At 46.9% G+C, this 11658-nt stretch carries 12 protein-coding genes and 1 pseudogene; 11 read left to right on the forward strand and 2 right to left on the reverse strand.

Annotation, left to right across the window (positions count from 1 at the left end; all coding sequences use genetic code 11):
- The first annotated feature begins 71 nt into the window (after positions 1-71).
- The 5 genes from DWX76_RS10190 (at position 72) to DWX76_RS10205 (ending at position 3152) form a co-directional block, all read left to right on the forward strand.
- Positions 72-1040, forward strand: a complete 969-nt coding sequence (locus tag DWX76_RS10190) for a galactokinase family protein (RefSeq protein WP_412694046.1) — start codon at positions 72-74, stop codon at positions 1038-1040.
- 13 nt (positions 1041-1053) lie between these two features.
- Positions 1054-1359, forward strand: coding sequence for a hypothetical protein (locus DWX76_RS15145; RefSeq protein ID WP_412694047.1), 306 nt, complete (start codon positions 1054-1056; stop codon positions 1357-1359).
- A 30-nt stretch (positions 1360-1389) separates the two neighbouring features.
- The gene (locus DWX76_RS10195) at positions 1390-2034 is read left to right on the forward strand and encodes an AAA family ATPase (protein WP_118473028.1); all 645 of its coding nucleotides are present in this window, start codon (positions 1390-1392) and stop codon (positions 2032-2034) included.
- A gap of 276 nt (positions 2035-2310) precedes the next feature.
- Complete coding sequence (locus tag DWX76_RS10200) at positions 2311-2556, forward strand: hypothetical protein (protein WP_147353559.1); 246 nt, start codon at positions 2311-2313, stop codon at positions 2554-2556.
- A gap of 29 nt (positions 2557-2585) precedes the next feature.
- Positions 2586-3152, forward strand: a complete 567-nt coding sequence (locus DWX76_RS10205; RefSeq protein ID WP_182429130.1) for a DUF975 family protein — start codon at positions 2586-2588, stop codon at positions 3150-3152.
- A 192-nt stretch (positions 3153-3344) separates the two neighbouring features.
- Here the strand turns inward: DWX76_RS10205 and DWX76_RS10210 are convergent, their stop codons facing one another.
- A complete protein-coding gene (locus tag DWX76_RS10210) occupies positions 3345-4715 on the reverse strand; it encodes an MATE family efflux transporter (RefSeq protein WP_118570602.1) in 1371 nt (456 codons plus the stop codon).
- 333 nt (positions 4716-5048) lie between these two features.
- On the opposite strand from DWX76_RS10210, the gene DWX76_RS10215 reads away from it, so the two are divergent.
- Positions 5049-7892, forward strand: a complete 2844-nt coding sequence (locus tag DWX76_RS10215) for a translation factor GTPase family protein (protein WP_118570603.1) — start codon at positions 5049-5051, stop codon at positions 7890-7892.
- 27 nt (positions 7893-7919) lie between these two features.
- Here DWX76_RS10215 and DWX76_RS10220 read toward each other — a convergent pair whose 3' ends face one another.
- On the reverse strand, positions 7920-8516 hold the full coding sequence (locus tag DWX76_RS10220; RefSeq protein ID WP_118570605.1) for a LysR family transcriptional regulator substrate-binding protein: 597 nt from the start codon (positions 8514-8516) through the stop codon (positions 7920-7922).
- On the opposite strand from DWX76_RS10220, the pseudogene DWX76_RS10225 reads away from it, so the two are divergent.
- From DWX76_RS10225 to DWX76_RS10245, 5 genes and pseudogenes are all read left to right on the forward strand, one after another.
- Positions 8403-8765 (forward strand): annotated as a pseudogene (locus DWX76_RS10225) (TnpV protein). The gene DWX76_RS10220 and the pseudogene DWX76_RS10225 overlap by 114 nt on opposite strands.
- 212 nt (positions 8766-8977) lie before the next feature.
- Complete coding sequence (locus DWX76_RS10230) at positions 8978-9613, forward strand: type IV toxin-antitoxin system AbiEi family antitoxin domain-containing protein (protein ID WP_243022532.1); 636 nt, start codon at positions 8978-8980, stop codon at positions 9611-9613.
- Positions 9614-9723: 110 nt separating this feature from the next.
- The gene (locus DWX76_RS10235; RefSeq protein ID WP_022358522.1) at positions 9724-10728 is read left to right on the forward strand and encodes a PDDEXK nuclease domain-containing protein; all 1005 of its coding nucleotides are present in this window, start codon (positions 9724-9726) and stop codon (positions 10726-10728) included.
- Between the two features lie 65 nt (positions 10729-10793).
- On the forward strand, positions 10794-10979 hold the full coding sequence (locus DWX76_RS14505) for a hypothetical protein (protein ID WP_243022533.1): 186 nt from the start codon (positions 10794-10796) through the stop codon (positions 10977-10979).
- Positions 10980-11182: 203 nt separating this feature from the next.
- Positions 11183-11503 carry a hypothetical protein gene (locus DWX76_RS10245; RefSeq protein WP_118570604.1) on the forward strand — a complete coding sequence of 107 codons (321 nt, stop codon included), beginning with the start codon at positions 11183-11185 and terminating at the stop codon, positions 11501-11503.
- Positions 11504-11658 lie beyond the last annotated feature (155 nt).

Raw genomic sequence — 11658 nt, forward strand, 5'->3', positions numbered from 1 at the left:
CACGGCAAATTCCGTTACTGGGCACGTATGCGTGAACAATAACAAACAATTTGGGGAAAAGGAGAAGGGATATGTCAGTCAAAGAAACACTGAAACAGCTGGAATCTGAGAAAACGAAAGTACTGATGGCAGAATTATACGGGGCAGAGAAAGCGGAGGAGAACCGGGCGCGTTACCGCTACGTGGCAGAGCGCTTTGAGAAAACATATGGGGAACGTGATATCAAGCTGTTTACTTCCCCGGGACGGACGGAGATCAGCGGCAACCACACCGATCACAATCATGGCAAGGTGCTGGCGGGCAGCATCAACCTGGACTGTGTCGGCGCGGCGGCACCGAACGGAACCGACACGATCCGCATATTAAGTGAGACATTTCATCAAAATTTCAGCATCCATTTAAGCGATCTGAAACCGAGCACGGGTATGAGCGGCACCATCGACCTGACAAAGGGCATTTTAAAGGGCTTTGAGGAGAGAGGATACAAGGTCGGCGGATTTGACGCATACATTACCAGCAATGTTATCAGCGCGGCGGGCGTCAGCTCTTCGGCTTCCTATGAGATGCTGATCTGCTCTATGTTAAATACGATGTTTAACGAGGGAAAGATGGATGTTGTCACCTACGCCCACATCGGAAAATATGCAGAAAACAAGTTCTGGAACAAGGCGTCGGGTCTGCTCGATCAGATGGCATGCGCGGTCGGCGGTCTGATTACGATCGATTTTAAAAATCCGGAAGCGCCGGTTGTGGAGAAGATTGATTTTGATTTCGGCGCGCAGGATCACAGCCTGATGATTGTAAATACGGGAAAAGGCCACGCGGATCTGAGCGCAGATTATTCTTCCGTTCCAAACGAGATGAAAAAAGTAGCGCAGTACTTTGGCAAAGAGGTCTGCGCGGAGATTTTCGAGGAAGAGGTGATCGCAAACCTGGCGAAAGTGCGTGCATTTGCGGGAGATCGTTCCGTGATGCGTGCGTTCCATTTCTTTGAGGAAAATAAGAGAGTGGAGCAGGAAGTAAAGGCTTCGGGAAAATGATTTTGCTGCCTTTTTGGAGGGAATCACAGCTTCGGGCAATTCTTCCTGGAAATGGCTTCAGAATGTATACACGACTGCAGACGTGCAGGAGCAGGGCATCAGCATTGCACTGGCGCTGACGGAATTGTTTATCGCGAAAAAAGGACGCGGCGCGTGCCGGGTTCATGGCGGCGGCTTTGCCGGTGTTATCATGGCGATGATTCCGAACGATCTGGTGGACGAGTATACAGAATATATTGAAAATGCGATCGGAGAGGGCAATGTATACCGCATGAGCATCCGCCCGCACGGCGCGATCTGCGTGAGCGAGCGCATCTAAAAATTGGGACCTGGAAAGGCGGTGGAATTTATGGGAAATAAAAATCTGATTATCACAATCGAGAGGGAGTACGGAAGCGGAGGACGTATTGTGGGACGCAAGCTGGCAGAGGAGCTGGGGCTTCATTTCTACGACGATGAGATCTTAAAGATGGCGTCGGAGAAGAGTGCGGTCGGAGAGGAATTTTTCCGTTTAGCGGATGAGAAAGCGGGAAACAACCTGCTTCACCGTCTGACTGGCGCGAAGAAGGCAGATGTGTTCGGAAAGCCGTCCCTGAAAGGCGATGTGACATCGCCGGATAACCTGTTTAAATTCCAGGCGATGGTGATGCGGGAGCTGGCAGAACAGGAACCGTGCGTATTTGTAGGCCGTGCGGCTGGCTATGTGCTGGATCAGGACGAGGAGATCGAAAATCTGGTCCGCATCTTTGTCTATGCCGACCGTGTGCGCCGCGTGCAGCGCGTTATGGAAGTAGACTGCATCAGTGAAGAAAGAGCGAAGAAGCGCATCCGGAAGATTGAGAATGAGCGGAAGAATTATTATAAATATTTTACCGGAAATGACTGGAAAAATATGAAGAACTACGATCTTCCGATCAATACGACCCGCCTCGGACTGGACGAGACGGCGGAGCTGATCAAGGAATATGTGAAGCTGCGCGGGTATATGAAGTAGGGGTAAATGAAAACAACCTGTCTGTGATGCAGGCTAAAAATTTCAGTTGAAGATTGCGGGAAGCAGGGCAGATTTGGAAGATGAGAAGTGCCAGCGGATCGCCAGCTCAATCAGCTCCCAGAATGCTGGGAGAGTGATTCCGGCATTCTGAATTTTCCTTTGACGACAGTAGAATCATTACGACCGTATTACAAATTATTTACGGTTTGAAGTGGCATATTGACGGTTAAAATGGAAAAATGATACAATGATTTCAGAAAGAAAGGGGGCAAAAGCATGAGAAGTGCATCTGAATTTAGGCAAATGGCGCGTGAGACACTGCGCGGAAACTGGAAACTTGCGATGGGAACGGGATTAGCAGCGTCCCTGATTGGTGCGGAGATTGCCGATACGGCGCCAAATGGAATATCAGAGCTGCAAAAAGTGATACAGGCACGACCGGAAGTGAAGAATGTGCTGACGCAGGTATTTCTGATGCGCAGCATGCTTCTGCCTTGGTGCTTTTGCTTATCTGGGGCTTGATGGTGGTTATTATTGGAGGTGCGGGGCAGATGGGATACGCCCGTTTCCATCTGAATCTGGCAGAGAAAAAGGAAGCATCCTTTTCTGATTTATTTTCCCAGTTTTCGCGGATCACAGATGGCGTGGCGATGGTATTTGTGCGCGGCTTTTATATATTTTGCTGGACCTGCCTGTTTTTCGTTCCGGGTTTCATAAAGACGTACAGCTATGCGATGACACCATATGTGCTGATGGAACATCCAGAATATTCCGCCAACGAGGCGATCACCGAGTCGCGCCGCCTGATGGATGGGAAAAAATGGAATTTATTCTGCCTGACCTTTAGCTTTATCGGCTGGCGGCTGATCTGCAGCATTCAATATATAATACCAGCGGTTCTTTTGTATACACAGGGAAGGCTCAGCGGTGTGACCGTGCTGTTTCTGGTAGGGCTGATGGGACCGCTCAATATTGGCTATCTGTTTCTGCGCCCATATGAGGAGGCGGCATTTGCGGCATTTTATAGGGACGTGCGGGATGAGAAGAGGGAAATAGAAGAGATAGAAATGCGGGATAAGTGGAGTGAGAATGAGCCGGAGAAAAGTGAAAATGCGTGAACTCTGTCTGTACAAAAATGAAATCATTTGCATAGAACTGTGCTTGTGTAAGGATAGACGGAACAATAAAAATCTTTGAAAATCAAATTGGCGAAAGCCAAAATAAGAATCTGTAATCAAAAATTTCCTCAGAAAGTGGTCAAAATGAAAGCTTTCTGAGGAGTTTTTTTGAGTTGTATTATTTATTTTGTTTTAGTCCATCCGTGCTTTCTCAGACAGCAAATGTTTCTGGCAATAGAAGAATGCCGGAATCAGAAATGCATCGGCGAGCAGCCATGCAAGCGGCGAGGCAAAACAGATGATGATGTAGCCAAAGATCGGTACCAGCAGGAAGCCGACCATGGCGCGGGCGATCATTTCGCAGACACCTGCCAGGATGGCGAACAGGCTGTAGCCCATTCCCTGAATCGTGAAACGCCATACATTGACGATTGTCAGAGGTATGTAGAACAGGGAGTTGAAGGTCAGGAACTGGTGCGCCTGATGGATTACAACTGTTTCCGAGGCATCGACGAAGAGAAGCGGAATCACGCCGCCAAACACGGTCAGCACGATGCACGCCGCAATGGAGTAGATGCCGCCGATGAGAGTCGCGGACCGGACGCCCTGGCGGATGCGGTCTACCTTTCCGGCACCGGCGTTCTGTCCGGCGTAGGTTGCCATCGTGCCGCCCAGCGCGTCAAACGGGCAGCAGAAGAACATGCCGATCTTCTGACCTGCGGTGACGGAGGCAACCGCGATGGAACCTAAGGAGTTGATGGCAGTCTGGATGACAACCGAGCCGATCGCGGTAATCGAATACTGGAGTCCCATCGGCACACCCATTTTGCAGAGAATGTAAATGTGTCTGCCGCTGATGCGCGTTTCCTCATGGTGCATATGCAGGATTTCAAATTTTTTCTTCATATAGATCAGGCAGAGAATACCGGATACTGCCTGAGAGATAACAGTTGCATAGGCAGCTCCGGCGGTGCCGGTTCCGATCTGTACGATGAAAAGCAGATCCAGCGCAATGTTTAAAAGGCTGGATAAAATCAGGAAATAGACCGGCGTTTTGGAGTCGCCGAGCGCACGGATGATGCCCGCCAGCGTATTGTACAGGTAGGTTGCCGGAATACCGGCGAATACGAAGAAAATGTAGCTGTACGCGCCGTCAATGATATTGTCCGGCGTCTGCATCCAGACGAGAATCTGGCGTGTCATCAGGCAGACGATCACGGTCATGACCACGGCAAAACAGGAGGCGATCCATCCGGCATTAGCGACGAAACGGCGCATGTCCTTGTAATCCTGTGCGCCGAACCGCTGTGCAACCGGAATGGAAAACCCGGTGCAGACGCCGATGACGAAACCGTTAATCATAAAGTTGATGGCGGAGGTGGAACCGACCGAAGCCAGTGCATCGACACCGAGAAATTTTCCAACAATGATCGTATCGACCATGCTGTAAAACTGCTGGAACAGAAGTCCCATCAGCATCGGAACCGCAAAGCCCAGAATCAGCTTTGCCGGGCTCCCGTTTGTCATATCTTTTATGGTAGAGCGTTGCGAAGAGCGGCTCATGGAAAAACCATCCTTTCTAAAAAACGATTATAAAACTCTGAGAGTAGATTTTATAAGAAATACATAAAATTGGCAATCCGAAAAATCACGAAAAAAAGTAAAATAGAGGCACTTTTTTTGTGATATAGAAGAGAGGAGTGTCTGCGGATAGCAGCTTTCTGAGTAGAGAATGGAATGTATGAATTGTGTTACTGAGCACACATGCGTGAACAGTAACGGAATTGTGAAGAAGCTGCGAGCTGGTTAGCACGCGGTATTTTACAATCAGTGACATACATGGTATCATAACAGATAGAGTGATTTTTATATAGAACGGAAATGAGGGTAACATACATGAAGAGACTGGCGGTGGGAATCCTGGCGCACGTAGATGCGGGGAAGACAACATTATCAGAGGCGATGCTCTATGCGGGCGGCATGATCCGCCATCTGGGGCGGGTGGACAAGGGCGATGCGTTCCTGGACACATATGAATTGGAGAAAAAGCGCGGAATCACGATTTTTTCCAAGCAGGCGCGGCTTGCATGGGATGATATGGATGTGACGCTCTTGGACACGCCGGGACATGTGGATTTTTCAGCGGAAATGGAGCGGGTGCTTCAGGTGCTGGACTATGCGGTGCTGGTCATCAGCGGTTCAGACGGCGTGCAGGGACATACAAGGACGCTGTGGCGGCTGTTGGCGCGCTACCAGATTCCGGCGTTCCTTTTTATCAATAAAATGGATCTGGCGCCGGGACGGGAACAGGAGGTCCTGCGCGACCTAAAAGAGTCGCTGGGCGGCAACTTCGTTGATTTTGGTGCGGACGGGACGGAAAGTTTCTATGAAGAGGCAGCAGTCAGCGGCGAAGCGGAATTGGAGGAATTTCTGGAGACGGGACAGGTGTCTAAAGATGCGATCCGCAGCCGGATTGCCAGCCGGGATCTGTTTCCGTGTTATTTTGGTTCGGCGCTCAAAAATATGGGCGTGGAAGAATTTATGCGCGGTTTGGAAGAATATACGCTGGAACCAGTGTATCCGGACGAATTTGGGGCGAAAATATTTAAAATTGTGCGCGACAACCAGGGCGAACGCCTGACTTATATGAAGATCACGGGCGGCGTGCTGCATGTCAAAGACCGGATCGGCGAGGAAAAGGTAAATCAGCTCCGCCTGTATTCAGGCGATAAGTATGAGGCGGTGAGCGAGGCACCGGCGGGTATGATTTGTGCGGCAACGGGACTTTTGCACACGAAACCGGGCGAGGGGCTTGGAGTCTGTGAAATGGGCGCGGAACCGGTGTTGGAGCCGGTTTTGACGTATCGCGTCGAGCTTCCGGAGGACGTGGATGCGGCGGCGATGCTGCCGAAACTGCTTCAATTAGAGGAAGAAGAGCCGGAGCTTCATATTGTCTGGGAGGAAGAAAAGAAAGAGATTCACGCCCAGATCATGGGCGAGATCCAGATGGAGATTCTGAAAAGCCTGATTGCAGAGCGTTTTGGGGTAAATGTCCGGTTTGGCGGGCGCAGCATTGTATATAAAGAAACGATCACCGATACGGTCGAGGGTGTCGGGCATTTTGAGCCGCTCCGCCATTATGCGGAGGTACATCTGCTTCTGGAGCCGGGAGAACCGGGCAGCGGGCTGGTATTTGATACCGATTGCAGTGAAGATATTTTAAGTAAAAACTGGCAGCGGTTGGTGCTGACGCATCTGGAAGAAAAGGTACACCGGGGTGTTCTGATTGGGGCGCCGATCACGGATATGAAAATTACACTGAAATCGGGACGCGCCCATGTGAAACATACAGAAGGCGGCGATTTTCGACAGTCCGTGTACCGGGCGGTCCGTCAGGGACTGATGCAGGCGCATTCGGTGCTGTTGGAACCATTTTATGCCTTTCACCTGACGATACCGGACAAGATGGTGGGACGTGCAATGACCGATCTGGAGCGGCGGTTTGCCGTCTTTGAGGGACCGGCGCTGGAGGACGGGCAGGCAATATTAACCGGACGTGCCCCGGTATCGGCACTCGATGGATATCAGACGGAGGTGACGGCGTACACGGGCGGATTGGGACAGATGATCTGCACGCTTGATGGCTACGGACCATGCCACAATGAAGAAGAAATCATTGCGGCAGCTGGGTATGATCCGGATGCGGATTTGGCAAACCCGAGCGGATCTGTTTTCTGTACGCACGGAGCCGGATTTGTCGTCAACTGGGACGAGGTCAAAGATTACATGCATCTGGAAAGCTGCCTGGGTGCGTCCAATGGAAAGCGGCGGATGGAGGCGATTGAGGCAGGCGCACGTTCCTCCGACGGACAGGGCGGAGGTTCTGTCGAGGAAATGTGGATTGGAACGGATGAGGTCGATGCGATTCTGGCGCGCACCTATCATGCCAATAAAAAGGAAGACGGCGGAAAACGCCGCTGGGGCGGAACCAGTAAACGACCAGTGCAGCAGTACGGCGCGGGCGTGTATGGAGAGACGGCGCGGAGACAGGAAGCGGTGAGACAGAAGAGCGATTCGAAAGCCGGGACAGCTGGAGTTTCGACATTTGGAAATGTGGGAAAATCAGGAGGATCCGTGGCTGGAAATGCAGGGGGATTTGAGCATGCAGGGAAAGCGCCGGAAAGTGGCAGACAGGGCAGCAGAACTGGCAGCTCCAAAGAAAAAATGGAATCAGCGGTTCGGGAATATCTGCTGGTAGATGGCTACAACATTATTTTCTCCTGGGACGAGTTAAATGAGCTGGCAAAGATCAACATTGACAGCGCCCGTGGTAAGCTGCTGGATATTCTATGCGATTATCAGGGAAGCCGCGGTATCGAGGTGATAGCGGTGTTCGATGCTTACCGGGTGCAGGGACACCGGACGGAGGTGACGGATTACCACAACATTCATGTAGTCTTTACGAAAGAGGCGGAGACAGCTGACCAGTACATCGAGAAATTTGCCCATGAAAATGGGCGGAAATATACGGTGATGGTAGCGACCTCCGACCGTCTGGAACAGATCATCATCCGTGGGCAGGGCTGCGGGCTGTATTCGGCGCGGGATTTTGAGGAAGAGGTAGACCGTGTGAAGAATCAGACACGTGAGCATACCAACCGACCGCATAGCGGACATAAAAATTATCTGCTGGATTCGGTGCCGGAAGAGGTGCTGCGGCAGGTGAAGAAGGACGAATAATGTATAAAAAGCGGATGTTCGTATAGATTACTCGAAGGCATGAATCAGATCTTTCTGCATAAATTTCATCAGTTCTGCTGCCGCAGGCGACTGCATTTCCCGTACGGGGGCGGCGATGCCGATCTCAAAGGACGGGGAAGTGTCGAGCGGCAGTGTCACAACCGGTCCATCCCATTGTCGGGATAAAATGCGGTTGATCAGGGTAACGCCCATTCCTGCGGCGACCATCGTCCATGCAGCCGGGACATCGGAAGTCGAGGCGCAGATATGGGGCGTGATGTGGTGCTTCGCCAGAAGCCGGGAATTATCTGTTTCCATGTTGGGGTGAATGGAAATATAATTTTCATTGGCAAGATCCTGAAGCGGATAAATGCCCATCTCAACCGCCGGGTGTGACTGCGGAACCCAGATGCAGATTGTGTCCTCACAGAGTGGAATGAAGGTATCGATCCCATCGCGGCGGCTGATGATACAGAAATTAAGCGCCTGTTCCTGAAGCAGGCTGCACAGATGGGAGCTAAGAGTATCAACAATATCGAATACATATTGGTTGGAGATTGCTACATCCCGGATCGGAAGCTTCCCAATGAGGAATGCCCTATCGGGAATTATGGGTGGATGCACCGAGAGTATCTGAAGGAGCACAATTCAATGATGTTCAATGATTTGGTTCTGGACTGCCAGCTCTGGACTTACCTTGCCGATTTGAACGAGCAGGCAGAGAACTGATTACAGTTTATTATTAAGCAGATGCAGGAAACGGAGAATGTAACGGACGAATTGAAAGAACAGAATCAGATGGCATGGGTACAAGCTATGAACAACAGTTACAACCGGGCAGAAGAGATTGTGATTCATGAGTTGGTTCTGTAATAAAGAGTAAAATAAGCAAGACTGGATGTTATTCTACGAGAGATTGCATCCAGTCTTTTTTGAAAAAAGCTTACTTTTTTGTATGTGAAATATTTTAATGCGAATTAATGCAAAATTTCACTTACAAATCTTGAATAAATGTGCGTAAAATTATTGCTTATTAAAGCACATCTGTTATAATAAATACATACACAGAAAGAAAACAAATGTGAGTGATTTTAAAAACGAAAGTTGGTGAACACGTGGATATTAGAACGATAGCAAAACAAGTTATTATAGAAAAGGATGGCATTGCCAAAGCAGCAGATTTTGTTCAGGCAGGAATTCATGCTGCTGATGTAGTAAACATGTGCAATGCCGGATACCTTGATCGCATTCGACACGGATATTATCAACTTGCTGAGGCGGATACATCTTCTGAAGAACAACTCATTGCAGCATTGATTCCAAAGGCAATTATTTGTGTGGAATCGGCTCTTTTTCATTATGGCTATAGTGACTTTGCACCTCGTAAATGGTCTATTGCTGTACCGAGATCTATGTCCCGGACAAAACTGGAAGTAGATGCACTGGCTTTGCAAACGTATTATGTTCAACCAGAAATATATGAACTGGGGAGAGTAACGGATGATTTTTCAGGGATTAAGCTTTCCGTATATGATCGGGAGCGCACAATTTGTGATTGCTTCAAATATCGTTCAAGGCTTGATCATGAAATATTTAGCAAGGCATTGAATGCTTATGTAAAGGATGAGAAGAAGAATCTGCAAAATCTTTCCATATATGCGAAAAAGCTAAGGGTGTACAAGAAGGTCAACGAATTGATGTCGGTGCTGCTGAATGGCTAATATGGTTGTATCTGTGCTCATGTGATTACCTGAATTATTTAAAAATTGTATATGAGCATCTTATATAGAGAAAATAATGATAGGAATTATGTGAAAGTGAGGCGATGAGTATGTTAATGAATACGGCTGAGTATCTTTCCATTATCGAAAATATTAAGAGTGAAATTACTGCGGCACAATATCGTGCGGCAGTTCATGTGAATGCAGATATGCTGCTTCTCTATTATGATATTGGTTGCGTAATCAATGAACATAAATCATGGGGAAACAAGTTTATTGATAACCTTGCAGCAGATATTCGAATTGCTTTTCCAGAAAGCAAAGGATATTCTGTTCGTAATTTGAAGTATATGGCAAAATTCGCAGAGATTTATCCAGACCGAGAATTTGTGCAACAGGTTGTTGCACAAATTCCATGGGGTCACAATATAGTTCTTCTGGATAAGGTCGCTGATATGGATGAACGTAAATGGTATATTAAAAAGTCAGCGGAAAACGGCTGGTCTCGAAATGTTCTTGTTCATCAGATTGAAAGCAACTTGTATCAGAGACAGGTTCTGGCAGATAAAGTTACAAATTTTGATCACCGCTTACCGTCTCCGCAAAGTGAACTTGCGGTGCAGACAATGAAAGACCCATATGTATTTGATTTTATTCCTTTCCGGGAAGATATGCTCGAACGGGATATTGAGCAGGCACTTGTTAGGGATGTCACCAAGCTCCTTCTGGAGCTTGGAACAGGGTTTGCATTTCTGGGAAACCAGTATCACCTGAATGTAGGCGGCGATGATTTTTACATTGATTTGTTGTTCTATAACCTGAATCTTCGCTGTTATGTAGTTATCGAATTGAAAACCGGTGATTTCAAGCCGGAATATGCTGGTCAGCTAAACTTTTATCTGTCAGCCGTGGACGGCATTTTGAAAAAAGAGCAGGATAATCCGTCCATTGGTTTGCTTCTGTGCAAAAGCAAAAATAATGTGGTCGCAGAATATTCGCTCAAAGATATTTCAAAGCCGATTGGTGTAAGCGAATACAAAATAACTAGTAGTTTGCCGGATAATCTGGAAAAGCAGCTGCCATCTGTTGAAGATATTCAGAAACGGATTAAATAAACATAAGAATTGATAAAATTATTAATTATAGGATGTTTGAGCGTAAAATACAGTTTTCGGAAGATATGATTAATAGCAAAGATTTGATGGAAAAGAAAAGTGCGTTAGATTTTATTATTAATGCACTGCAATATCTTATATCTACTCAAGGAGACAGTAGAAATGAGCAGTATAAAACATTGGCTTTGAGTGTGAGTGATAATATGGATGGCAAAGTTTATGCTGTTGTAAAAAAGAGTTGGAAGAATTAATGAAATTGTCTAATGAGTATTTTGATGTAAGACACAATGATTATTTGAATGCGGCAAAAGAAAAGAGAGAGGCGTTAAATGATTCACTGTTTATCGAATACTTGTATAATCGTGCTTATGCAATGTTGTATTTGCTTAGATTAAAATATAAAGAGACAAACGAATGTGAATAATACTTTCTTATGATTGGAGATGAAAGATAAATGGAAAAGTATAAAGAACCACAAATATATATAGTTAATAACAAAGAAATAACAGAAAGGTTGAGTCAGAATTATATTGTTGCAACTGGTGATCTGGGAGTGGCTAAAACTGTTGAGTACGAAGAATATGTGAATAAGAGATATGTTGATCTAGAATATAGTATGATAAGTAATTTGCATGAATATAGTGTGGTCATAATTGATTTACAAAATGAGAATGATACAAGACACTGTTTAGAGGATGATGAACCGGATGATTTACCATATTTATTTGAGTTGAGTTTCCTCAGAAAGAATTTAGACCTAGTCCTCTTGTTTTGAGCATCATGGAAGACAAGTTAAAAACAAAAGTACTGAAAATTATTTTTGCGGGAAGTAGTTATTCGGAAAAATATAATATTATAGAAGTGTAAAACAAAATCAATATAGCTATCCGAGTGAAGTAGTACATAATATATATGAAACTATTCAAGACT

It is taken from the genome of Clostridium sp. AF21-20LB (genome assembly GCF_003478795.1).
GTDB lineage: Bacteria > Bacillota > Clostridia > Lachnospirales > Lachnospiraceae > Otoolea > Otoolea fessa.